Raw genomic sequence first — 24,926 nt, 5'->3', positions numbered from 1 at the left:
AATCCTGGAATGAACAAGAGAGTAGCTCGCCGAGCTTGCTCGGAAAGAGCAGGCTGCACAAACTTCCAGATATGATAAGCGGCTACCGGGATGGTGACCGCAAGCGCAAATACACCTGCGATCATAAAATAGACCCACATCACATCAGACGGTCCAAGAATAACCAGCTTCTCATCCATTCCGCGAACGAGCCATTGATAGATATCCCGCACATAGATGAAAGAGGCGACCATTGCAACAAGAAACGCGAGCAAGGTTTGAATGAGACGCTTCCGCATCTCTTCAAGGTGTTCCATTATATTCATCTGTTTATTGCTTTCCGTACCCATGCTACTTGTTAACCTCTACAGATGTCTTCGAAGACTCTTTCTTCTCATCCTCCGTATCGTCGTTAACGAGACCGCGCGTAGCGCCTTTAAACTCATTTAGCGTTCTGCCGAATGCTCGTCCAAGCTCAGGAAGCTTGGCAGGACCAAATATAATAAGCGCAATAACCAGTATCAAGACAAGACCACCAATTCCAATATTTCCAAACGGCATGACCATTCATCTCCTCAGATTTGTATAGGATCAGCCACGGCTTTCGGATGCCGTGGCTGGCGGTTTTCTTATAGTCCGAGCTTAAATCCGGTACGTTCCTTATACAGTGACCGCACCGTCGTAAATTTTCTGTAATCCCGGTTTGCCCTTTTCCATCAGGAAGGAAGCACGTGTTGTGATCGGTGCTCCAGGACGGGTAACATACGGAACCACCCGGTAGTCCGCCTGAAAGCTTTCAGGCGTAGCGGTACAGCGTACATAACCGCGTTGGCCGTTATAGAACTTGATATGCGGATTTTCCGCAAGTATGGCTTTTTGGGCGTCGGTGGTATCAACACCGTCTCCTCCGGAGGTGATGGAGGTGCCGACAAATTCGGCTCCGAGGATCTCGGAATCCGGGTCGTTGAAATCCGCCTTGATATCGCAAGCCCAGTTCGAGTGAACGTCCCCTGTCAGGACCACAAGGTTGGAAATTCCTTCCTGTTTGGCAAAGTTAAGAATCCGGTCGCGGTTGGCGGAGTAGCCGTCCCATGCATCCATGCTGAATTCGTCGCCGGTTCCGATCAGGAAGTCCCTCTCACAGAAAAATACCTGCTGCGGAATAATGTTCCACTGCGCTTTCGATTGGTAGAGTCCTGAAAGCAGCCATTGCTCCTGCTCTTCGCCCATAATCGAACGATCCACACTCGTGGATTCGGGTGTCGGGGGCTTGCGTCCGTCTCCACTCGCCTGAATATCACGGAATTGGCGGGTGTCAAGTACATGAAAATTAGCCAAGTCACCGTAATTAAAATGTCTGTAGAGCTGAATGTTAAACCCGCTCGGCAGGGAAGAACTTCTTAAAGGCATATTTTCGTAATAGGCCTGGAATGCCGCAGCCTTGCGGGCCAGGAATGGTTCGATTGGCTGATTATTCTCAGGGATCAGACCTGCATGGTTGTTCTCGACTTCGTGGTCGTCCATCGTAACCACCCACGGGAACTTGGCGTGTGCAAGTTGCAGGTCGCTGTCGCTTTTGTACAGCGCGTAGCGGTTGCGGTAATCAATCCGTAAGCGTCATAATTTCGGGACTATTGTGGTACCGTGGGCTTGGAGTAGTCGGGTTGGGGCCGGGACCCTCATAAATGTAATCGCCCAGATGAAAAACCAGGTCCAATTCATCCGCCGCCATATGGCGGTAAGGGGTAAAATATCCTGTCGGGTAGTTTTGGCAGGAAGCAAAAGCAAACGTCATTTTCGAAACGTGAGATCCGTATGCCGGCAGCGTTTTCGTCCGGCCTACGGGACTCATTTCCGATCCAGCTTTAAAACGGTAGTAGTATACTTGGTAAGGCTTCAGCCCATCCACCTCGACATGCACCGAATGTCCGAGCTGGGCTCTGGCATAGCCGACCCCATCACGTACGACTTTTTTGAACTTATCGTCGGTAGCCACTTCCCATTTGACCGGAACATCGCTATTCGACATGCCTCCACCATTCAGCGGGTCGGGTGCCAGCCGGGTCCACAGTACAACGCTGTCCGGCCAAGGGTCACCAGACGCCACCCCTAAAGTAAATGGATAAGCCGTAAATTTCGGCGCTGCGTCGACAGGACCCCCTTTAAGCGAAGCGGCGATCGTCAAACCGAGCGATGCGATTGCGACCTTTCCTGTTGCCTGCAGAAAACCGCGGCGATCCATCTTGCCTTCCCGAAAGCGTTGTTCCAGATCATTGAATAGTTGTTCCTTGTCCATTACATCGTCTCCTTTTCATTCGAGTGCTTTTCTATTAAATCGTTTTTATATTAAACTAATGTCAACTACGTATTAAACTATAATGAAGTTATATGTAAATGAAAATCGGGCATATTTGGTAATTTTTTAATGCAATTTGGTATAAAATAGATGTGAATAACGAGAAAAAATCAAAAAATACAGTCTATGTAACTACTCGATAACTTTTCGAGCGGGTGGAGAATGGTTCAAATGACATAAAAGGACTACAAAACGTTGAAAAAATATGGCCGCTTTCTTTCACTGGCATTTACGAAACATACATTATTAGTCACTATATAAACGGCAATAAAGAGCGTTGGGTAAATCCTGAGACCGACAGCAGGGTTACGAACGGGCACGATAGTTGAGGGGCATGCCACGAGGCAGCTCCTTTTTCATTCGTTGTAAAATGCTCGTTTAAATAAATCGAATAAAATTATGGCATTCTGGGAAAATAAAGTGACAAACCAAAGAACCAACGGTGAAATATTTCGGCAGTGGTTGCTAGTTGAAAGGAAGAAGAGATGAAAACGTTACATACTCATACAATGTTACTCGTGGTTTTAATTTCGTTCTTTATTTCACCCTCAATTTATTCCGCAAAAAAGCCGTTTGTCCCAGAGGATGTTCATTCGTTACAGATTGTAAGCGGAAGGGCTGGACATGTAAAACTTTCGCCGCTGTTTAGGACAAATGATGCAAAAGGTAAATTGATTATCGCGAAAGTCGTCAAGTGGATTAAATCAGCAAAGCCAGTTGATGGAATGGTTGGTTCCGGTAGTGTAAAAGGTGGTCTTCCAAACTACATTGAAATGAAGACCAATTCAGGTGAGTTGTTTCAAGTGCACCTAGCCTGGGATTGTTTTCATGGCGCTGGATGGACTACCTGCAATACTGTAAAAGGAGAGGTAAACATATATGACAAAAACGGCGGCAAACGTGTTTCCTCTTCTGAGTTGTATAACTGGATTAAAGACGGATGGAAATCAGAAGTCAATAAGTTCGTTACACTACCATGAAAGAACAGCAGATCTTGAATCCAACGTTCGAATAGCATGAATCCTTCACGATCGTTACCAAACTCAAGTGGAGTACCCAGAGCAATGCCGCGAAAGCTGACAGCGCGGGCCACATGAGCTTCCTGGGCGATGTCTACACCGACGACTAAGTGAGAAACGGTAATGTTTTCAATGAGTTGATTTTGCTTGTCCTGTGACTTAAAATTCATAGTAGAGCGACCTCCTGATGGGCTTTTTGAGGCTTTTGACCTCGTGCGTAATCCCATCGTACCGAGGCGCTCGTTTTTGTTCAAACGCCAAATTATTCGTTTTACAGGAATTCTAACGGGTAGAATAATTTAATTATCTACACGGGAAAATAACCCCAAACATTATGGGGGGTTCTTTCCAATGTTACGGAGAGGCATTTTGATTTTCTTAATATTGATAAGCTGCATTATTGTAAAGAGCAAAGCAAAGGCATTCACCAACCCAGGGATCACTTTATTAGACGCTTACCAGATCGGTCTTGAAGAAGCTAGAAACTGGGATGCTCAGGCGAATCTAACCTTGATCACGAGTGTTGGCGACACAGGCTCTACACCTCCTTCTACCCTTGGTAATGATGGTAGAAGAGAAGTTTGGAATTTGCTCTTTGGAAACGGTCAAAGAAATGAATCCCTGATCATTAACATAAAAAAAGGGAAAATTGGGATTACACAAACTGTAAAAGAAGACATTCAAGACTTTGAAATTATCCCACAAAGTGAGCTCATACTTGACTCAACTGATATGGTGCAGATTGCGATTAAATACGGTGTCAGACCGGGGGAGGGGTGGGCTAAAGGATATCATTTTAATGTTAGAAAAGATCATCAAGCCTTGTTTTTAGGAGTTATTGGGCAGAACAAGTACGGTAAGATGACAACATTGTACATGGACAAAACAGGGAAGGTTCTTGGTTCTGAAACGAAAAATGAAGGGAATGAAATAGCTCATACTCCATGAGTTCATTCAACTACCATGAAAATTCATTTCGCAGTTACTTAAAAAAAGACAATACTTAAGAAGACACAGTCATTCATTTTTTTAAAATGTGCAGCGCCTAGGATATTGATGAACCGTTGATCAGGAGACTTCTGAAATTGTAACGTTATAACCTAAGGCTTCAAGTCTTCGAACCGAATTCCGTACAATAGCACCTTGTTTCTGTTTATCAAAATAATCTTCACCTAAGTCTACATACATCTCTTTCCTTGTCAGAAGATAATACGCAATTCGTAACATGGCATGGGCCACCACAATAGCTGCTCGTTTTCTACCTTTTCGTGCTAATGTTCGCCTGTACATAGCACCAAGATAGTTTTTGGATGCACCTACGGAATGAGCGGCTTCTGTTAGTGCGGATTTTAAATATTTGTTTCCTTTCTTACCTTTGACAGACTTGCGTTTACCCGCACTCTCATTATGTCCAGGTACTAAAGCTGCCCAGGAACATCTAGGAAATTGTTTTTTTAATATCTGTTTCCAACTCGGCTAAGATTTGTTCAGCCATGCGAGTGGCGATTCCTGGTATAGAATAATCAGGTCACTATGTATTATACACAGCTGATTATATAAGTAAAATATTATATAAGTGAGCGATGATTATTTTTTTGTTCTCTTTAGGATGAGTAAGGTGGTGGTGTGCCGGGATGTCAGTGGTGAAAGGAGTTAAAGAAGACTTTTTAGTTTCGGCTTTATACGGAAGAGACAGCACTGTGCAGGTTCCCGTGATTCCGACTCCTAATCAAGACTTCTAAATCAAAGAGAAATGAAGAAAAAGATGATAGATGAAAGCTTAGTTAGTGAGTTATGATGCTGCCCGAATCGCGAATTTGTAGTCCTTCGAGTTTATAAAAACAAAATTACGCATGGATTCATATTGCATATGCGGTGCTTCTTTCTTGTTCAGCGATATGTTGAAGAGAAAAGGAGTTTGTTTTATGTAAGATATACTAACAATTCATTCAAGTCTATTGCCGCAAGTCCTATGGAAACATGGTTTCTTCTTTATTTTTATGATTTCAAAATGCAACATAATCATATTAATTACATTCATTTTTTTCAATATACAATAAATTCAATTACCTTATTTAGATAAACAACCAAATTATGCTTTCATTTTTTAAAAATATATTGACTAGAATTGAAACGCTATGCTATTTTTGATTCATCTAAATATTACCTGACAATCTTTTGAGGATATGTACAAAATGTTCAGGTTTATTTGGATATATGACTTTTAATGTCGTGTTATCTGACGTAGAAAATTGGTTTTCGAAAGAGGTGAATTCAGCCTTATCCCTGATACAACTGGGCTTGGATCTGTTAATGGTTTTTGTTTCGTAAACTCGAAAACCTAAATAAAATTATTCGTTGGCGAGAGGATGAATTTAGTTGAAGAAAAAAATGAAATTAGCAAGCGTTCTTGTGGCATGCAGTATGGTCTCTTCGTTCCTGCAGGTTCAGACTTCCGAGGTGTCCGCCGCGGAGGCCTACAGCCCGAAGCATTATACGATCCCTGCCAACTCGGCGAATGTCCGCTGGGGCAACATTGGAAAGGGAGACGCGGTGCTGACCGTCAATTCCGGCGACATCGTGACGGTGGAAACGGTCACCCATCATTCCGGCGACGATTACGATCGGATTATTAAAGGTGATGCCGGCATAGAGGATATTTTCAAATGGACCGCGGAGGAAAAGAACGAACCTGACCGGGGTCCAGGCGTACATATATTGACAGGCCCCATTAGAGTAGCCGGAGCAGAGCCCGGAGACGTGCTGGAAGTTCGCATTTTGGATATGTCGCTGCGTCCGAGCGCCAATCCGGCCTATGCAGGCAAAACCTACGGCGTCAACTCGGCGGCCAATTGGGGCTACTTGTACGGAGATATGATTGAAGAACCGAAAACGCGCGAAGTGGTGACCATTTATGAAATGGACAGCAACGGCAGTACCGATTATGCAAAAGCGCTCTACAACTATAGATGGACGCCGCAAACCGACCCGGATGGTAAGGTTCATAATACGGTCGATTATCCCGGCGTTGTCGTCGACCATAACACCGTTGTTGAAAATCATAATATTATGAAAGACGTTAAGGTGCCGGTGCGCCTGCATTTCGGCACTATGGGCGTAGCACCCTCGGAAGCCGATGTGGTCGATTCCGTACCTCCTTCCTATTTCGGCGGGAATGTGGACGATTGGCGGATCGGAAAAGGAGGCACAATGTATTATCCGGTTGCGATCAGCGGCGCTTATCTTTCCGTCGGCGATCCACATGCCGCCATGGGCGATTCGGAATTAAACGGCACGGCGATCGAAACCTCGCTGACCGGCGATATTCAAATTATTTTGCATAAAAAGGATTCCTTGAATAATAAGCTCAAAGGCTTGGACTTCCCGCTACTTGAAACGGAAAACGAATGGGTCGTTCAGGGCTTCAGCTATGCGAACTATCTGAAGGATCTTGGCACAACCGCGCAAAAGGATATTTACAATAACTCATCCGTCGATAAGGCCATGAAAGATGCTTCTTACAAAACGCGTCGGTTCCTTATGAACGGGATGAATCTTACCGAGGACGAAGCCTACTCACTCATGTCGGTTTCCACCGATTTCGGCATCTCCCAGGTAGTGGACGCCAACTGGGGTGTTCACGCCGTGATCGCCAAAAGTCTGTTCACCGATCGCGAGCCCACTCTGACGTCCGTACGGTCTGCCTTTGAAGCCGTCGGCGCGAAGTTAGTCTGGAATTCCACAAAGAAATCGATGATCGTGCAAAAAGGAGACAATGCGCTGACGATGACAATTGGCTCGGATGATGCGTCATTCAACGGCAAAGCCTTCAAACTGAACAAGCCTCTGCAAGTGAAAGACGGCAAGGCCATGGCCGATGCCTACTTCCTCAACCTGTACAGCTCCAAACTGCTCGATCCTCAGTAATCGGCAAGACAATGGGGTAGACACAAAAGCCGTTCACGGCCTTTTTCCCCCGTTTCAATTTGGATTCGTATGAAAAAAGAGCCTCCAATCCGCATAAGACAGCGGATTGGAGGCTCTTTTCCGCGGCTAAGGGTATCGTCATCAACTCCACGTACACCCAAGGAAAAAGATAAGAATTTAAGAATTTAATTATGATTCAACTATTTTCATGCCGTTGAATAATGGAACAGTAAATAAAAAATCCGGATGCGAAGTTACTCGTCCAGGATGATCTGCAAGCTGCACGCAAAGCTGCGATTTCCTTACCAATCACAGCTGATTTTAAACCGCTTAGTGCATTAAGTCCTTATCACTCATACAGTTTTCCTGTCGGCAGGGCAGATTACTACTATATCAATGATCGCAATTTTACGTTTATGGAAATCAAGGAGGGCAAAGCAAACGTGATAGGCCAATTAGACACTGCTGATCATTCGCGAGCGGCTGGTAGAGTTCCCCCAAAGGCTGCCGACGAATTGTCCCTTAACAAATCAATCAACAAATTAGTTGGAGCATCTGTTCAAATCAGAAATATAAAGGACGGCTCCTTTGCTTTTTCACAAAATCATATAATTTTGTACATATGTACTGCTGGGCATTAAGCTATCGTGATCCAACGGGAGTTTAACGCAACAAATTCATTTATTTTACGTATAGGAAGCAATTGAAGAATAAAGGCGGGACATAAATGAATTTTCAACTTAGTACGGCGGTAATTCAAATTTTGACTTTGATATTAATTGTTATTGTCGTATCGATAGTCATTAAGGTTGCGAAAAGGAGAAAATAGGTTGTACTGTCATGGTTCTTTATCCTAATGGGACACGATAGCATTCCTGTAGAGCGTTAAATTTCCGCTTTGCAAAAAAAAGAGCGCCTCGGTACGATGGAAGTACGCAACGGGTCATAGCCCTAAAAATTCCATCATCCAGGAGGACGCTCTACTATGAATTTTAAATCGCAAGCGAAACAAAATCAACTCATTGAAAAAATATCCCCTATCCTTCTCAAACGATGAGGAGGGTTTTCACAGCCTTCTTCGGTGGATTCAATCGCTGCAAACCGCTCACACTTTAACGGCAGCCATTGTTTGGCATGGAGCCTACCGGACACTACTGGCTTAATCTATCCAAATGGCTCTCAAATCGTCAGTTTGAAGTTGTTCTCGTCAATCCACATCTCGTAAAAAAGAACAAGGAAAACCGCGACAATACGCCATCCAAGAGTGACAAAAAGGATGCCCTGGTCATCGCCGACATGGTCAATAACGGCTACTACTCGTTCACACGCAACACACCAGAAGCCTTTGAAGAACTACGTGTCTTTCTCTCAAACCGCGACTCTGTCGTAACGAGACTCGTTAGTGCGAAGAACCAAATCCATCGCTGGGTCGACGTTGTTTTCCCTGAACTGCGACAAGTCTTTAAGAACATCATGTGTACGGGTTCATTGGTCACACTTCGTCTTTTCCCTACGCCTGAAGAATTGTGTAAATTACAGTCTCAAGATATCTTACGAGGCTGGAAATCGCTTATGAAACGGCATTCTGGTGAGCGAAAAGCCCGAGCTCTTATCTCTCTTGCTAGCCGTTCTGTGGGATCACAGCAAGCTACATATGCCTACAAGCTCCATCTAAAGCAGCTGCTCGATGAGTACGACCTTGCTTACCTCCAATTGCAAACGGTAGAAACGGAGATTGTTGTCGTTTTAGAACGCATTCCATTTGCTACATCTATGCTTGCTGTCAAAGGGATTAGTGCCATTTCACTAGCCGGTATTTTAGGTGAGGTGGGGGATTTAAGTGGCTTTGTTCACGGCAATGCCTTGCTGCGTCATGCTGGCCTCAACCTTGCAGAAGCAAGCTCAGGTAAATGGACCGGACAGATGAAGATTAGTAAACGTGGACGCTCTCGTCTCCGACGCTTCATTTTCATGATGACCATGAGTTTAGTCGCGAACAATTCGGAGTTTAAAGCCATGCATGCCTACAATGTACAGAAAAAGAAGATGAAGAAAATGAGGTCCATTATGAAGCTATGTGGCAAATTAGCCAGAATTTTAGTTGGAATGGCTCGCAGCGGCGAAGCCTATAATCCTCCTAGAACGTTGCCTGTTCAGCTAGCAGCTTAACTTATATTCTACCGTTTCGTTGTACGAGTTTTGGCTTATTCGCAGGATTTCAAAGAAAGCACGGAGTACCGGATCCATTGAACCAAAGGGCACGACCCGTAACGATAGCAAGACCGGCCTCCACCCCTTGGACAGGCGTAACGAAGGAATGAGAGGGCGTAGACCCGCCCCGACATGGGAGTGAGAACCTCCAGGGGCGGCGTGGAGAAAGCGTGCAGTAAATGGAATTATATGGGGCAGTATTTATTCCCCTCTATTCCCGTGCACATTCATGTTGCCGAAGTCTAATACGGAGTTCCCCTTCTTGTCTTTCATCCTTAACCAACCGGGCGAGATCCTGCGAATAAGCGAGCATTCGTGAGAAAACTATATCGTACTGAGGGGGTTGAATGAATGCAGCGTAAACCAGCCCGTTTAAGGGGGGCTGGTTTTTTTAGTACATGCGCGCCTAGCCAAGCTAGGCACAACTCATTGATGAAAGTTCAATCGAGGTAAGAACCAAGTCGCCTCGTAGCTGACAGGCAGCTGGTGAAGAGATTCTAAGGCTGAAGCCCTGTGACAAAGTAACTCCGCAAGGAGTGCGAGCAAATCAGCAGGCCGTAACATCAAGTGAATCCTGCCGCATCGTCAAAAAAGACCTATAATAAGAGTTCTTATCCAAGTTCCGTTGCGTGGAACGATTCTTTATACGGGGTTTCCTTCGGCGAAGTACCTTCAACGAAGATTGGGAAAGAAATCGGTGAAATAAAGCATTTGGTAGTTCCAATGCCAAAGAAAAATGGTGATTCGAACGAGAAACTTGGCAAGTTGTATGAAATAAAAGGAAAGGAATCTCAAGATGAACTCGCTCTTGAGGTAAATGGCACTTACTTGGAGATTCATAAAGTTGGGTCATTGAAATAACGGGTACGATAGTGAAAGGGCGGGTTGCTTCTGCAGCCGGTTTTTAGTTCCTACGAACGATCTATAAAAAAGTAGTTTTGACATAAAGTTGGGCGAGGCAGCCGGCATGATTGGCAGCCGTTCTCTCATACGGGCAGGTATAACCAAATCTTAGTTTAAGAAAGCCCATCTTCGCTGGCTATACGTTTTCTCATCAAGAGTACCAAAGCCATAACCATCTCTGATTAACCTATCTAAGGGCAGGTGTTGGAATCTAACTATTATTCTTTGTCCGCTCTGGGCAGCGGTACTTATTAACATGTAATTGTTTCCATTCAGGAAGTATTGGTCTTCCCTATAAACCTGCATTTCGATAGCAACATAGAAAAATCTTTGATCAATGGCTGGGGTTTTAGGCTGAAAGATATCTCCATATTCAAAGGGAAGTTGCCTCCAAACAATCAGGCGAGCTTCTTTAATGTTGAATAACCCTCTTTTGAAATTCTTGTTCTCCTTGTTTAGGAATAAGGAATCCGCCCTTTGCTCACCGAAGGATCGAGCAATAGCAATGCTGTCAGAACGACTGATTGCCTCAAACAAACCGTTAATTACCTCTAGATCTTGTTTTACAGAGCTAGAGGATGATAAAGTCATTGGAAGAAGACAGTACGCAAAAAGTGTAATTATCCAACGTATCATTGTTGTTAAGGGTTCGCAATGCGAACCAGCCCCATAAATTTTTCGCGTAGCGATAGACCTATAATTACCATTTATTCGCTTAACTATCCAATAAACTGTGGAAGTGACTTACTTGTTTGGTAGCTTTCATTAGAGGTGATACAAATTGAGGATAGATAAGTTAATATTAGCAACCTTCGCTTTTGAGGAAAATACCATCTTTCATGTTGAAAACCACTTATTTCATAATGAATTTAATCTAACAAGAAGTGAAATTAAAGCTCGTATTGTGGAATGTTTGAATATGGGTTATCTAAAAATTTATGATGACCCTTCAGAGGGACAAATCAAATTTCAGGATTCGATAGAAGAATTTGAGGAAGATTACTGGTTCGTTCTTACTAAAGAAGGTAAACGCCAGTTGAAATCCTATGGAAGAACGCAATTACTTCCATAATCTGTGGTGTCGAGTGAGCGGCATGGATGGCTAACGGGTACGTTAGCTCAATAAACACGAAGAAAAGTCGGCCTGCATAAGGGCTACCGTTTTCTCAACTACCATGAAAGAACGGATTAACTTTCATGCTCTGTGGTGCAGTACAAGGAGATGCATGAATGGCTAACGGGTAGCTATGTTTAGCAATTGAGGCTGGTAAATGAAGAACTTTATTGATTATTACTGATACCTGACTGGTGCATAGCTGATTTTATGTATTTACATTTAATAATAGGGGAAAATATCCGCATTACTTGAATCCAGAGGTGATGTTGATGAAAAAATTAGTCTCACTAATCCTTGTGATTGCAGGATTATTTTTCCCAATAGATTTTGCAAAAGCAAATATTCAAACAAAAAAACCTTTATTAATAACAGAGGATGTTTTATCTGTTCAAGTAAACAGTTTATACGGGGGTTCTCGTTTATTTAAGGAAAGTGATGGGTATGAAGAAGTAACAATCAATAAGGTTGTTAAATGGATTAACACATCAAGTCCTTCCAAAGGACAAACTGAATTAGTGTTAAATAAAACCCCTATAGACTCGAAACTGCAAATTAACATGAAAAACGGAAATATTTCAGTTATCGAACCTGCCTATAATTGTTTATCCGTAAACCAGACAAAGATATGCATGATAGCAGAAGGTGAGGTTATATATACCCGAAAAAATATAAAAGTTCGATTGAAATCTATACAACTCCACGATTGGCTTTTAGTTGGGTGGAAATATGAAAGTGATGGGGCACCCAAAGAAGAGTTGCTTGAAGAAACTTTATATACCAGATATTATTCTTACCTTGATAAAACTTACTCAGATTTTATCATGTGTCCAAAAATAGATAAAATTGAAAGAATAAATGGCGATACAAGAAGACATATCGTTCATGTAAGTGCGTTAAATTATGGTGCACATCATGGTGACGTTCCCTATGATAGAATCCATATTACGTTGACTGATACACCAGAAAATGGTGTTAAAATAAATGAAGTATCAATACAAAAAGGTATTTCTGGTTTAGAAAGCCGCATACAATGTAGACGGGAAAACTAAAAAATCTTGTTGAGCTAACGTGTACGATAGCTCCCTCGTTTTTAAGGGTTTATCTCACATATACTCACTCATTCGCAGGATTTCGTCACCTTGGATCAAGTCCATCTCAGGAAGCAACGCAGTTGACGCCGGTTGAGGTGGTGGGCTGAGCATGCGGAAATAGAGGAACACTCAGGAAATATTCCCCAGGCTATCTCTACTGCACGCATACTCCACATGATCCCTGGAGGTTCACCCTCCCACAACTCAACGGGTCAATGCCCTTACATTCCTTCGTTATACCTGTCCAAGGTGTGGAGACCGATAGCGTTTAGCGGATGGGTCTGAGCCCTTTTGGGGAACGAACTCGGTCCTCCGTGCTTTCTTTGTGAAATCCTGCGAATGAGTCAATATACGTGACGCTGCTTAGCTTAAGCTACTTCTACCCAGCTCAGGACGGTTTTCTCTGGCGTGAACTTTTCTCCCCGTTGAACACGAGGAATTGATTACTATGCGTCTATACGAGAACAACCGTAGCGATAAGCTGTTCAACTAACGGGACACGGCAGCGTGAGGGGGAAACCTCTAATTTAATGGAGGGCTATCGTGAAATATTATGGCAAGAATAAAGCTTTAGAATATCTCAACAATTATCCTAAACTCTGGAAGTGGATGAACCAATGCCGTAATTGCGGTCACATTGGGTACAAACCAAACTTGCCAGAACACATCCATCCAGATTATGCTGTTCCGCATCTTAAGTGGAATGACGACTATATACGAAGATATTTTAAGCCTTTGTCAGTGAATGAAAACGGTTTTTGCGATATTTGTAATCAAAAATTTATCGAAAATTAAGTGTCAATTATCGGGTTCAATTTGATTTTATTTAAAATTGATTGTTACACTAACGGAAAACTATAGCACAACGGCAACAGGCTGCCGGTTTCTGGAAGCTGTAGTGTGAATGGGTGGGAAAGTTCATAATTTCGTGAATACTCCACATATGAAATTTATACGAAGTTCAATGTGATGTGATGTGATGTGAAATTAAAGGACATAGAAAGAAGGATCTTATGCCACTCGTCCATGACTTTTTGCTTATCAAACAAGATCAAATTAAAAAAAACGACTTGTTTTCATTAAGAGATTTTAAAAAACAAGGCAATAAAGAAATGATTGTACAAATACAAGATGACTTAATTTTATATATGATGGATTCATTTAAATGGATTCGAACTACTAATCCTTTCAATGACGAAACAATATATGGACTCTTTTATCATGGGATAAGTTTAATCGACTTTGAGGGAGCAATAACACTAAATAGTATTACACAAGCGTGGTACAATTTGTTTTTGTCAGCTCCAGATATTGTGAAATTAACGGGTGGATATTACACCATTGAAGGCGAACCAGAAATACCTGGGCAATATGAGATTATCACATTTAATAAAAAAGATATTCTATCTCGCCTTAATAAATTAAATGAACTAAGTAATAGGGCAAAAAATAGCGAGGATAAATTTCAAATAATACATTACGGAATATAGATGATGTTGTGTACATCGTTCTGTCAAGCTCCCATGAAAATTAAATCTCTGTTACTGTAAAAAGACAATAGTAAAGAAGACGCCGCGCACTCATTTTTTAAAAAGGGTGCTGCGCCCGAAATGAAAAAGATAGGCATTTTGAATAATTAGGAGACTTCAGTTATGGTCACCGAATACCTATGTTTACTAGTCGCCGAACTGCGTACTTTACAATAGATTGTTGCTTCTGTTTGTCAAAATATTCATGGATAACAGGAGAGGAAGGGATGAGTCATTATGACACAAACATTAGAACGTGGTAAAGCACTAGTAATTGGAGCTGGTATAGCCGGATTACTGACAGCGCGAATCCTGTCTGATTATTATGAGGAAGTCCTTATCCTGGTGTACCACAATCGTTCCATCCACACCGAGTACTGCCGCGAGGCGATATGATTCTAGAACGTTATTTCTCCGGCTATATAGATGATTTATTAGACATGGGAGCTTTTCCATCGCATGAGGAGCTGACCTTAATAGTTAATAACTCAACTTTCGCAGCTTGAAATCGGCAGATAAGCCTTGATGAAATTGGGCAAAGCCAAGATCCAGTTTTGCAGTTGACGCTGTTCCTCTCCGATCACTGCCGAGCGTATTGGCCACGCCTCATATAGGGTATGTCACAGAAGCGGCCTACCGCGGCTTCTACCGGGGTATCGTTGAGGACATTGAAGCGTTCCTGAATGGTTCACCTGTAAATGTTCTCAGCTATCGTTGAATAACAGAAAAAAACAAACCAAGACTGTATGGCTCCAGTTTTAGTTTGCTTTTTTGTGGAAACACTGCATCATTCAAAGAGGTTAATCAAATAAATCACCAAACACGTCCATCATGTTCTTCTTTTTCTTGTAAGGCTTGCCGTTCCTGTCATATTCATTGTAACCTTTCGAGTTGTGCGAACGATCATCATTATTGTAATGCCGCTCATATTTGTCATCGTTAGAAACATGACGCTCCATCCGATCATACTCATAACGAACTTCACGTATTCCAACCATCAATTTATCCAACTCACCTCGGTCGAGCCAAACCCCTTTACAGTCGGGACATACATCAATGAGCACACCGTCTTTTTCCACTTCACGCATACGAACATCTGAACATACCGGGCATTTCATCGTTTGACAACCTCCATTTGCTTTTTATCGTTTGTATTTCTGCCTATTCAATCCAATTTACAGCATTATAATCTTTTTTTACGTATCGTAAACAATGAGGTTTCAAGCTTCCTGCCTGACCGAGGGATATGTTGACAAAAATTCTATCCTCTTAAAATACCTCTCCTTCTAGATCTAATGACGCATCCATCCATACAAGAATGATCCTTTCGCAGAATATGCCGAGGAGACGCTGCTGATCGGTGCCGCATGCGATTTGTATGGTTTGGGTAGAGATAGGAGATCCTAATGGCTGGAAATGAAGGGTAACGGAGGGAATGTACGCGTGGATTTTTTCAAAAGCCAAGAGTCACTGACGGCAATGGGATGGATTTTGCGCAGTATTGTCGGATTTGTATTTCTACTATTTGCTGCGAAAATGATGGGCCAGCGTTCCATTTCGCAGCTTAGGTTTCTTGATTTCATTATCGCACTGACGCTCGGCAATATTATTGCCCATCCGCTGTCGGACGAGCATCTTGGGCTGAAAGGCTCGATGATTACGACCGTCTCACTCGTTATTTTGTACATAGCTGCAATCTGGCTCAGCCTGAAGGTCCCGCTGCTCAAACAATTTTTCGATCCGCCAGCGATTACCCTTATTCAGGATGGGAAGCTTGATTACCGGAATCTCTCGAAAGCGAAGCTGCCTATTGAATTCTTGTATGTAGAGTTGCGAAAATCGAACGTAGAGGATATCTCGAAAGTTGCCTTTGCAGCATGGGAGCCAGGCGGTACGCTATCTGTCTTCGTAAATACGGCTTATCAGCCCGTAACTCCAGCGGACCTGAAGCTGCCCACGCAACCCTTCAATCTGACCAAACCGATCATTACCGATGGCCACATGGAACATGCGCTGCTGCGCGAGATCGGCAAGGACAGCGCATGGCTGGAAACGGAAATTCAGCCCCTCGCATTGAAGAACGTTATCTTGGCAACGGTAGACAAGAAGCTAGCCGTGCAGGTGCACGTAGTCCGGGAGCAAAGTACCCCCTTAAAATGAGCAGTCATCGCAACAATCGGATTATCATTTATTCGAAAATCACACGAATCCCATTTGTCTGATGAATTTACAAGGCTGCATCCTTTATGCTTAGAGGGTTTTCATATCCTTCAATGTCCTTCCATACCTGCGAAAGAAGTGAATCGGATCGAAAATCTTATTCATCGTTCATCAAAAGTGAATCAAATACCCGGCAACTCTTTATTTTCGAAATACATCTATAGTGCTGTTTAAAAAAGAATCCTCATCAACAATCGAAACTGAACAGAATGGTGTAGATCCATGCAGTACAGAACTTACATATTTTCCACCCGGTTAGGGCAAACCAAGCAAGGATTCTATTTCAATCCGCCAATAATAGGTTAGGAGTGAAACTTCATGAGCGTGCAAACGATCAAAAAATCGGGCATGGTACTGCCCGATTTGAAGGATAAGGTCGCATTGATAACGGGGGCGGGTTCCGGTATCGGACGAGCTGCGGCTATGATGCTTGCGCAACAAGGGATGAAAGTGTGCCTTGCGGATTTAAAGGACGACCGGCGAGAACAAACCAAGCAAGATATAATCGCAGCAGGCGGCCAAGCTATCACGGTCGATGTCGACGTCTCCAATCCGAACCGGGTGGCACAGGCGTTCGAACAGACAGTGAAGACCTGGGAGCGGTTGGACGTCGTCTTTGCCAATGCAGGGATCAACGGGGTTTTAGCGCCGATCGAAGACATGAAGCCTGAGGACTGGGATCATACCCTATTCGTAAATCTGAAGGGCACGTTCCTGTGTGTCAAACACGCGATTCCTTATATGAAAGAGGGCGGCGGAAGTATAGTTATTACGAGCTCCATTAACGGTAGCCGCTCTTTCTCTGGGTTTGGAATGACAGCCTACAGCACGTCTAAGGCGGGGCAGGTGGCATTCACCAAGATGGCCGCTCTAGAGCTGGCGCGGTACAAAATTCGTGTCAACGCCATCTGTCCGGGGTCCATCAAGACCAATATCGGGGAAAATACGCTTCCGACGTCAGAGCTTGAGAAAATCAAAATTCCGGTTAACTATCCGCAAGGCAGCCAGCCGCTGGATCACGCACCGGGGGTACCGGAGCAGGTTGCAGACCTGGTAGCTTTTCTTGCCTCAAACGCTTCGAGCCATATTACCGGGACCGAGTTGTTTATTGACGGCGCCGAATCGTTACTATAGTTTCAATCAGGAGAAGGCTGCCAACTTTGGTTGGCAGCCTTGCTGCTGCGCCAAGGGGATGTGGGGAACAACAGAGCACTTCCTTGAAAAAGGCTTCGGATATTGTGCAATTATTAATGAAAGCAGTAATAATGTACCATCGATTAAAGTAGCAGAGAAACAGGGATTCAACAAAGTTCTTGACTATAATGTTCTATTTATACCTTCTCAAAAATGGCATGAAAAAGGAGCAACCTTTCGATTACTCCTAAAGAAGTACATGAATTTTATTACATCTCTTTATAGTACTTGAAACGGTAATAAGCTCCATATCCTAGGATAAACAGATAGGCAAAAACCAATAGCAATACCACTATTAAATCTATAGCCATCAAGGCAATTGCTGTAATTAAGGCTCCAAGCACAAAAACCATCATATCATATGCTTTCGCTTTTGCCCGATTAACGATTGCCAAATTACGCTCATCTTTCTTGTCAATCTCCAGCTGCTTTGCTGCGGCGGGATTATTCTTCATAGCGTGTCGGACGATTATTTCTCCCATACCGTGACCGAAAATACCACAGCCAAGCCCAATACAGATATAAGGCAACGCTCGCAGCATACCTTGTGGATCTTCAATTGTTTTGATGAAGTACAGACCACCTGCTAGTAGTCCTACGCCTACAACGGTAAGAAAATAAGACGAAATAGTTTTTTTCATACATTTTCATCCTCCTCATAAATAAAGATTTCTTCGATACTCATACCGAAAAAACGAGCAATCTTGAACGCTAAAAGGATCGATGGGTTATAACGTCCGTTTTCCAGCGAACCGATAGTTTGCCTTGACACTTCAAGAGCCGTTGCTAATTCTTCTTGCTTAATTCCGCGTTGCTTGCGGATTTCTTCTAAACGGTTGTTCAATGCGTTCACTCTCCTTATGGAAAGCCAGCTTTCCATAAGGAGAGTATATTGTGCAACGTAAGAAATGTCAAGCGTGCTTTCCATTTCGATAAAGCTTTTAAATTCCAGAGGGGATGATATTGTCATTCGTCCGGGTTTTATTTTCAATACCGATAAACCGCCTGAACACTACAAAAAGCTACGTGAGGTGAAGTGCCTCAACCTGTCGGAATACATCCGCCGAAGACGCCTAACTTTGGTAGCACTCGAGCTAAGCCACAGTGACATCAAGATCATCGATGCTGCGATGAAATACGGATATACCTCGCCGGATTCCTTTACCAGGGCTTTTCAAAACATGCATGGGATTACTCCCTCGGAAGCCCGGATCCATGGACAGTCCCTCAAAGCCTTCCCGCGGATGACGTTTCAGCTGACTATCAAAGGAGGAAGTGAAATGAACTACCGAATTGAAGACAAAGAGGCTTTTCGCATAGTGGGGATTAAAAAAAGAGTGCCAATAGCAATAGTATTTCAAGAGGTGAATCCGGAGATTGCGTCGATGTTTGAAGGACTCACGCCAGAAATGATTGATAAGATTAAGGGCTTTTCGAATGTTCAACCTTCAGGACTAATCAGTGCTTCCACGAATTTCAGTGAAGGGCGGATGGAGGAGAAAGGAGAGCTCGTGGTAAAATAAGTTACTATTAGTGAAGAATTGAGAGGAGGAAGTTAAATTTCCTATTCCATAAAGGACTCTATATTTGCGATATTAATATGTTGTTTTCTAACGTTTTCACTCCCTTTTTTATCAATAGTACTGTGGATTTTTTAACGTTTAATTCTATGAAGTTATCAGAGTTACAGTTTTCTTGTTGTTTGCGATTATTATTTCGGTATTATCGTATAAAAGAAATAAGACATTTGCATTGACCTTTGTTGTAACAAGTCTGGTCTTGGCGGCTCTGGTGAAATTTCTTTCAAGTTTCTTTATAGACATTTATTGTCGGTATAATAAATGGTCAGTATTCAACGAATACGTACCGATACAGGATTACGCTAACGGGTACTTTAGAACAATGAAACCAGAATGACGAAATCAATAGTGATGTCTATGCAATTAATTTAGAGGTGATGCGTCGTAGAGCCGTCTAAAATGAAGAAGAAGGTGAGTGACTAATGAAGCTTATCAGTATCCTGGGAATAGTAGTGGGAATGGCAGGTTCGATTATACTTGCAATAATTGGATTCACTGATGTTCACAATTTCGGCTCTGATACAAGTGAATACCATAATGCGATGATATTAATTAAGTATGGTTTAGCACTCACACTAATCTTTCTCGTTACATGGTGGCTGATGTACAAACAATTTTGGAAGCTATGCCTTACAATTGGTTTTCTTTGTACAGCTTTATCAGTGCTCGGACTTTTTAGTATTGGTCCTTATATTATTTGGGGGTCTTTATTCATCTTCATATACAGCTTAATAAATCTCATTAGATTAAGTCACGTTAACAAAGGTAATTGAACTAACGAGTACGAGTTCAAGTCAAACAGAAGTGAGGAACGGAGGCGCCTGAGTGAGAGTGATCGATTTGTCGTTGCCGATTGCGGATGGCATGCCCATTTATCCCGGCGATCCGGAGGTAAAAGTCAAGGTAGCACATACATACGAGTGTCACACCTGGGAACTGCGGCAGCTTTCGATGGGTAGCCATACCGGAACCCACGTGGACGCACCTTCACACATGCACCCAGGTGCCGCGACATTGGATGAGCTGCCATTGGAGAGATTTTTCGGAGCATCTCGTGTAGTACGGATCGAAGACCCGGCTTGGCCGGAAGGCCGGGGTCTGTTTTTCAGCGAATCCGTCGGGCTAGAATGCTTTGACCGACTCGCTGCGCTGCGACCAACGTTCGTCGGTGGTGAACTGTCTGAAGAACTGGAGAGGGCGTTGTTGGGTATCGGAATTGTGACGTATACGGGGCTGCAGGGTTTGGATCGTCTTCCCAGCGGAACCGACTTTATGTTTTACGGATTTCCTCTGCGTATCGTCTGTGGCGACGGGTCCCCGGTTCGGGCCGTTGCGGTGGTGGAGGCTGAACCGGCTGGGCTTGGAATGAACGCATAAAATGTCCTAACGGAGAACGATAGTATGGAGGCCGCAAGGACAGCACCTCTTTGATGTTTCATTGAAGTAACGGGTACGATAGTGGAAAAACTATCACGAATTATAAACAGATGGGGTAGTCCATACCAATGAAAGTCCAATGTAGTTTGTTAACGTCGCTTTTTTCTTTGTTTCGCATAAACAGGAAATTAGTAGCAATCTAGTTTTCTTAATTTAAAAAGGGGAGGACGATGAAGTGGCTCCAAAACATATAGTTTCTGCGGCAACAATTGTAGTAAATGAGCGTAACGAAATATTATTGATAAAAGGACCTAAACGAGGATGGGAAATGCCAGGAGGGCAGGTTGAAGAAGGTGAATCATTGAAAGATGCAGCGATAAGGGAAACAAAGGAAGAGAGCGGAATAGATATAGAAGTGACAAAGTTTTGTGGTGTTTTTCAAAATGTAAGTAGTAGTATTTGTAACACTTTATTTTTAGGCAGACCAGTCGGAGGAGAATTAACAACTACCCCTGAGTCTTTAGAAGTAGGATTTTTTTCAATCGAAACAGCATTAGAGATGGTGAATTGGGGAAATTTTAAGCAAAGAATTGAGCTTTGCTTGAATGAAGAACTTCATCCTTTTTATGTTGAATTTTCCATTCCGCTTAAGGATTGCTAGAGCGCCATAAGTTTTTTCCGTCGGACAGCGTTAACCTAAACATTCCTGTAGAGCTTAAGAAATGAGCTTTGTAAAAAAGGGAGCGCCTCGGCATGGAATGGCAGCCGCTCTACGCTAAAGGTAGTTTACGTTATTGATGACTCCAAACGAAGGTGGATATACAATGGGATCGAATTTATTTGTCACTTCTTTTCTGAGGAAGAGATTCTAAGCTACTTAGAAAAAATGTATCAATTTCAATTGAAAACGATAAACAAGCCCCTTTAATAACTGTGAAAAAAAACGGTGAATATGTAACATATACTGGTAAAAGGGTACGATAAATAACCTTCCCACAGTAAATGGGAAGGTTTTCCTCAATGTCTGAGGCTTGCTATTCAGACTAAGCGAAAAGCTTCTTTCTTGGTTAAGATGGCATAAATCCAGTGGATCAGTTTATTTGCACAAGCGATCACAGCTACTTTAAACAGTTTGCCCGGCGAAAGAAGCAATCATCCCTTTGCGACGTATCGGTAACCCGTAAGAGAGTCATCATAACAAAGAGCGTCCAGCCGCACGAAAGTCGTGTCGGTAGGACGCTCTTTTTCCTGGAACGATCTCCCGAAGCCTACGCCGCCTGCTCAATCAGGTAGATCGAGGCGGCTAGACTTGAGGCGACGAAAGCACGATTCAGATTCAATCGGCTTAGTCTTTAAAGAGATCTTGCTTTTTCCAGGAACTGTACAGGACGCCATATAATGCATTGGCCGAGTTATCCACTTCTCGTTGGGTCGAGAAGTTGCTTTTGTATACGGCGAGTGCTGCGTTGTACTCTTTTCCGCTCACTTGGAGTGCTGCTGCATCATCGATCAGCGTCTTGAGCTGGTCTTTTACAGCCATACCCGGAGCGATGCGGGCTTTTGTAGCCTGCTCGAAAGCATATCCCATTTGGATGAGCTGCTCTTCGGTGAAGGCATCACCCGTGATCTGGAGATTAATCGGCTGTCCATTGCTGCCATCGGCTGTACGATAGCTGGCCGGTACCGTAATGCTTGGATAGCCCGCCTTAGCTGCAATGCCTGTCGTTGCGCCGTTCAGCCCGATCAGTGCATCTAACTTATACTTGCTCAAGAGATAATTGATACCATTCTTTCTGGAATACTCGATATCAGCGGCTCGTTGATCTAGGTAGGTTTGGTAGTCTTGGGAGCCCGGCGTCATATCATACGCTTGGCTTTGCAGCAGAATGCTCTGGCCGTATTTCAATACATCCGGACGGGTGCTGTTATAGTTAATCACGTCCTGCAAACTCTTGATCACTGTCTTATTGTCGCTCGCCACGACAGGATTTACCTGGGATTTCAAGTAACTATCAATATCTTGCTTAAAGTCGTAATACAGCACTCTCGACGCTGGAGCAGTAGGCACTTCATTGACCATTGCGCCTCCATCCGACGCATAGACGATTTTCGCGCCTTGAGCTTGAAGAACCTGAATCGCATTTTGGAATGCGGCATAAAGATCAGGCTGATTATCTTTGTTAGGAATGTTGTACACGCCTAGAACTTTGCCTTGAAGGCCGTCCTTCTTCAGATAGTTATTGTAGTTCTCCGTATGTGATTTCAGATAGGACTCATCGACTGGAATCTCATTGTCAACGCCCATATTGATATAGAGGTCGTTAGTGTCATATCCCTGCATGACCGTAAGCAGAGCGGCCACATCGGAAACGTTGCGCCCCATTGGTCCTGCCGTATCTTGGCTGTGCGCAAGAGGGATGATGCCGTTTCGGCTTACGAGGCCAAGAGTCGGCTTCAAGCCTACCAGAGAGTTATTGGCGGATGGCGACAGGATAGATCCAGAGGTTTCTGAGCCGATGGTAATGGCGGAAAGCGCTGCTGCCGCGCCTGCGCCAGAACCAGAGGATGAACCGGAGACATCGAGCACACCAGGCAAATATGGGTTCAGTACCTGACCGTGCAAAGTAGAATAGCCGCTTTTCATGCCTTGGGCGATGAAGTTCGCAAATTCAGAAAGATTAGTTTTTCCTAGAATAATTGCGCCTGATTTCTTAAGCTGGCTCGCCAGGAACGAATCTTGCAATATGAAATTGTTCGCCAGTGCGATGGAGCCTGCCGTAGTCGGCATGCCATCGGCGCCCGCAACGCCGATATTGTCTTTGATGAGGACAGGAATGCCGAACATGCCTGTGGCTTTGGAAGGATCTGCTTTAACCGCTGCATCACTTTCCTTGGCGAGCATGATAGCATTCGGGTTAACGATTGCAACAGCGTTTAATTTGACGGTATGCAAATCGTACAAATTAATTCGGGCCAAATACATGTTGACCAATTTCTCGTAAGTGAGCTTCTTAGCCTTCACCATAGCCTGCATGTCCGCAATCGTGGATTTCTCCAAATCAATCGTCAGCGTATTCAGTGCGACACGCAGGGTGAGTCTGGTCTCATTAATTTTGTCAACCGTGCTGTTCGGGGTGATTGTCTTCGCCACGGACAAGGCATACTCCACATTATCCGCATATGTAGCTGGATAATCCTTTAATTTAATGCGATTGGCTTCTTGTACGACAGCTTTCAAATCATTCATCGCCGCTGTTGTGGTCGTGGCAACGTTGATCATGCCGTTCGCATCTAATGCAAAAGCTGTAGAAGTATTGCCTAGCAGCATACCGCACAGCACGGACGTTGTCATAACCTTCATCACGGTCCGTTTTCTTTTGAACAATTTCATGTGGAATCATCCTCCGTATGTAAGTATATCTAACATAATATAGAATATATTAGGTTAATATGATTGTCAAACTATAGGGATATATCCACGACTAGATAAATTTATGAGCCGTCCTCCAATTACGATGTAATTATACCTAACATATCTTTGTTAATTTGGTTATCCAACATTACTAATAGAAAAATATGGTTAGGAAAAAAGTGGGAGACAGTGTCGAATCGGGTTATCGATTTGAGTGAAACAAACCTTAAATCAGCTTTAAAGATCATTATGGCAGAGTCGGGGATTAGCAACCTGGTGGATCTGGCAACGGAAACTTGGATGTTAAAATCCCAAATTCGTGAGTAACGAGGAACTTATGGACTAGTAAATTCGGCTAGATGGAACGCCGGATGCTAGGAAACTGGCACGTCCGGTGTGGAGCAGGGGAAAAGCTGGAGATCGTATCAAACGCTTACCTATGCGACCGATAGTGAAGGAGTTTGCTACGAAGCAGACCAAGTCTCCGGCAGAATGATGAATCTCGCTTCCGGCAGGTCGGAATAAGCTTGGCGGATGACGCGAGACCAGTGCTCCTTAATCGAACGTTTTCCGCTCCGTATGGAATTTTCTTAAAGACCTGGTAACAAAACATACCCCGTTGGAGGTTCCTTTTCTGACGGCGGCAGGCTATTCGTTTTGGAAAATGATCAGGCGCGGTGCCCGCCAGGCTTTTGCCGGCCGGAAGTGGTGAAGCTGCTATCGGCGGATGAACTGGAAGCCGTACTGCTACATGAACGTTACCACTGTCGGCAGCGGCAAGCATTCAAAAAATTTGCCGTACAGCTCCTGATGGACGGAATGGGCTATATCCCGGTCATCCGCAGTCTTGGAAAGCATTATTTTATCGGGATCGAGCTGTCTGCCGACCGGTATGTCATGGATCAAATGAACTCTTCCTATGAAATCAAATCATAACTGTCGATATGCTCCCTCGAAATGATTCAGTTTCCTCACTCAGACTCATGAATTCGCAGGATTTCATCCAATAGT

Annotated in this window: 20 protein-coding genes and 5 pseudogenes; 15 read left to right on the top strand and 10 right to left on the bottom strand. The window is 43.6% G+C overall.

The window, feature by feature from the left end; genetic code table 11:
- The 4 genes and pseudogenes from ACFPYJ_RS00125 to ACFPYJ_RS00110 form a co-directional block, all read right to left on the bottom strand.
- Window positions 1–329: twin-arginine translocase subunit TatC (locus ACFPYJ_RS00125; protein WP_379185994.1), on the bottom strand; the 329-nt coding region annotated here is incomplete at its 3' end.
- A 1-nt stretch (window position 330) separates the two neighbouring features.
- Window positions 331–540, bottom strand: a complete 210-nt coding sequence (locus ACFPYJ_RS00120; RefSeq protein WP_379185993.1) for a twin-arginine translocase TatA/TatE family subunit — start codon at window positions 538–540, stop codon at window positions 331–333.
- Window positions 541–639: 99 nt separating this feature from the next.
- Window positions 640–2,275 (bottom strand): annotated as a pseudogene (locus tag ACFPYJ_RS00115) (alkaline phosphatase D family protein).
- A 1,045-nt stretch (window positions 2,276–3,320) separates the two neighbouring features.
- Window positions 3,321–3,524: pseudogene (locus tag ACFPYJ_RS00110) on the bottom strand (IS110 family RNA-guided transposase); the annotation flags it as partial.
- A gap of 181 nt (window positions 3,525–3,705) precedes the next feature.
- On the opposite strand from ACFPYJ_RS00110, the gene ACFPYJ_RS00105 reads away from it, so the two are divergent.
- Window positions 3,706–4,302, top strand: a complete 597-nt coding sequence (locus ACFPYJ_RS00105; protein ID WP_379185992.1) for a hypothetical protein — start codon at window positions 3,706–3,708, stop codon at window positions 4,300–4,302.
- 120 nt (window positions 4,303–4,422) lie between these two features.
- Here the strand turns inward: ACFPYJ_RS00105 and ACFPYJ_RS00100 are convergent, their stop codons facing one another.
- On the bottom strand, window positions 4,423–4,815 hold the full coding sequence (locus ACFPYJ_RS00100; RefSeq protein ID WP_379185996.1) for a transposase: 393 nt from the start codon (window positions 4,813–4,815) through the stop codon (window positions 4,423–4,425).
- Window positions 4,816–5,733: 918 nt separating this feature from the next.
- Here ACFPYJ_RS00100 and ACFPYJ_RS00095 point away from each other — a divergent pair.
- The 3 genes and pseudogenes from ACFPYJ_RS00095 to ACFPYJ_RS00085 all read left to right on the top strand — a co-directional run bounded on the left by ACFPYJ_RS00095 (window position 5,734) and on the right by ACFPYJ_RS00085 (window position 10,353).
- Window positions 5,734–7,281, top strand: a complete 1,548-nt coding sequence (locus ACFPYJ_RS00095; RefSeq protein ID WP_379185991.1) for an acetamidase/formamidase family protein — start codon at window positions 5,734–5,736, stop codon at window positions 7,279–7,281.
- Window positions 7,282–8,266: 985 nt separating this feature from the next.
- Window positions 8,267–9,450, top strand: a pseudogene (locus ACFPYJ_RS00090) (IS110 family RNA-guided transposase).
- Window positions 9,451–10,059: 609 nt separating this feature from the next.
- A complete protein-coding gene (locus ACFPYJ_RS00085; RefSeq protein ID WP_379185990.1) occupies window positions 10,060–10,353 on the top strand; it encodes a hypothetical protein in 294 nt (97 codons plus the stop codon).
- 150 nt (window positions 10,354–10,503) lie between these two features.
- On the opposite strand, the gene ACFPYJ_RS00080 is transcribed toward ACFPYJ_RS00085, so the two are convergent.
- The gene (locus ACFPYJ_RS00080) at window positions 10,504–10,932 is read right to left on the bottom strand and encodes a hypothetical protein (protein ID WP_379185989.1); all 429 of its coding nucleotides are present in this window, start codon (window positions 10,930–10,932) and stop codon (window positions 10,504–10,506) included.
- A gap of 244 nt (window positions 10,933–11,176) precedes the next feature.
- On the opposite strand from ACFPYJ_RS00080, the gene ACFPYJ_RS00075 reads away from it, so the two are divergent.
- From ACFPYJ_RS00075 to ACFPYJ_RS00055, 5 genes and pseudogenes are all read left to right on the top strand, one after another.
- Window positions 11,177–11,467, top strand: coding sequence for a hypothetical protein (locus tag ACFPYJ_RS00075; RefSeq protein WP_379185988.1), 291 nt, complete (start codon window positions 11,177–11,179; stop codon window positions 11,465–11,467).
- Between the two features lie 314 nt (window positions 11,468–11,781).
- Window positions 11,782–12,561 (top strand): hypothetical protein, encoded by a 780-nt coding sequence (locus ACFPYJ_RS00070; protein ID WP_379185987.1) that lies wholly within the window; start codon window positions 11,782–11,784, stop codon window positions 12,559–12,561.
- A 585-nt stretch (window positions 12,562–13,146) separates the two neighbouring features.
- Window positions 13,147–13,398 (top strand): hypothetical protein, encoded by a 252-nt coding sequence (locus ACFPYJ_RS00065; protein ID WP_379185986.1) that lies wholly within the window; start codon window positions 13,147–13,149, stop codon window positions 13,396–13,398.
- Between the two features lie 218 nt (window positions 13,399–13,616).
- Entirely contained in the window at window positions 13,617–14,093 is a 477-nt protein-coding gene (locus ACFPYJ_RS00060) for a hypothetical protein (protein ID WP_379185985.1), read from the top strand.
- Window positions 14,094–14,369: 276 nt separating this feature from the next.
- A pseudogene (locus ACFPYJ_RS00055) lies at window positions 14,370–14,581 on the top strand (FAD dependent oxidoreductase); the annotation flags it as partial.
- A gap of 351 nt (window positions 14,582–14,932) precedes the next feature.
- Here the strand turns inward: ACFPYJ_RS00055 and ACFPYJ_RS00050 are convergent.
- A complete protein-coding gene (locus ACFPYJ_RS00050; RefSeq protein ID WP_379185984.1) occupies window positions 14,933–15,250 on the bottom strand; it encodes a TFIIB-type zinc ribbon-containing protein in 318 nt (105 codons plus the stop codon).
- A 325-nt stretch (window positions 15,251–15,575) separates the two neighbouring features.
- Between ACFPYJ_RS00050 and ACFPYJ_RS00045 the strand changes: the two genes are divergently transcribed.
- Window positions 15,576–16,292: a DUF421 domain-containing protein gene (locus ACFPYJ_RS00045; protein ID WP_379185983.1), complete on the top strand. Its 717-nt coding sequence runs from the start codon at window positions 15,576–15,578 to the stop codon at window positions 16,290–16,292.
- Between the two features lie 378 nt (window positions 16,293–16,670).
- On the top strand, window positions 16,671–17,486 hold the full coding sequence (locus tag ACFPYJ_RS00040) for an SDR family oxidoreductase (protein ID WP_379185982.1): 816 nt from the start codon (window positions 16,671–16,673) through the stop codon (window positions 17,484–17,486).
- Window positions 17,487–17,755: 269 nt separating this feature from the next.
- Here ACFPYJ_RS00040 and ACFPYJ_RS00035 read toward each other — a convergent pair whose 3' ends face one another.
- Complete coding sequence (locus ACFPYJ_RS00035; protein ID WP_379185981.1) at window positions 17,756–18,187, bottom strand: hypothetical protein; 432 nt, start codon at window positions 18,185–18,187, stop codon at window positions 17,756–17,758.
- Entirely contained in the window at window positions 18,184–18,390 is a 207-nt protein-coding gene (locus ACFPYJ_RS00030) for a helix-turn-helix transcriptional regulator (protein ID WP_028608609.1), read from the bottom strand. The genes ACFPYJ_RS00035 and ACFPYJ_RS00030 overlap by 4 nt, the downstream gene beginning before the upstream one ends.
- 64 nt (window positions 18,391–18,454) lie before the next feature.
- Between ACFPYJ_RS00030 and ACFPYJ_RS00025 the strand changes: the two are divergent.
- From ACFPYJ_RS00025 to ACFPYJ_RS00015, 3 genes and pseudogenes are all read left to right on the top strand, one after another.
- Window positions 18,455–19,057: pseudogene (locus tag ACFPYJ_RS00025) on the top strand (AraC family transcriptional regulator); the annotation flags it as partial.
- 894 nt (window positions 19,058–19,951) lie between these two features.
- Complete coding sequence (locus ACFPYJ_RS00020) at window positions 19,952–20,503, top strand: cyclase family protein (RefSeq protein ID WP_379185980.1); 552 nt, start codon at window positions 19,952–19,954, stop codon at window positions 20,501–20,503.
- Between the two features lie 235 nt (window positions 20,504–20,738).
- Window positions 20,739–21,164, top strand: coding sequence for an NUDIX hydrolase (locus tag ACFPYJ_RS00015; RefSeq protein ID WP_379185979.1), 426 nt, complete (start codon window positions 20,739–20,741; stop codon window positions 21,162–21,164).
- A 684-nt stretch (window positions 21,165–21,848) separates the two neighbouring features.
- Here the strand turns inward: ACFPYJ_RS00015 and ACFPYJ_RS00010 are convergent.
- Window positions 21,849–23,894 (bottom strand): amidase family protein, encoded by a 2,046-nt coding sequence (locus ACFPYJ_RS00010; protein ID WP_379185978.1) that lies wholly within the window; start codon window positions 23,892–23,894, stop codon window positions 21,849–21,851.
- 678 nt (window positions 23,895–24,572) lie between these two features.
- On the opposite strand from ACFPYJ_RS00010, the gene ACFPYJ_RS00005 reads away from it, so the two are divergent.
- Window positions 24,573–24,851 carry a M56 family metallopeptidase gene (locus tag ACFPYJ_RS00005; protein ID WP_379185977.1) on the top strand — a complete coding sequence of 93 codons (279 nt, stop codon included), beginning with the start codon at window positions 24,573–24,575 and terminating at the stop codon, window positions 24,849–24,851.
- The last annotated feature ends 75 nt before the right edge of the window (window positions 24,852–24,926 follow it).

The sequence above is a fragment of the Paenibacillus solisilvae genome, assembly GCF_042656405.1.
Classification (GTDB): Bacteria; Bacillota; Bacilli; order Paenibacillales; family Paenibacillaceae; genus Paenibacillus_Z; species Paenibacillus_Z solisilvae.
The sequence above is the reverse complement of the archived record's forward strand: the minus strand, read 5'-3'. Positions and strand labels throughout refer to the sequence as shown.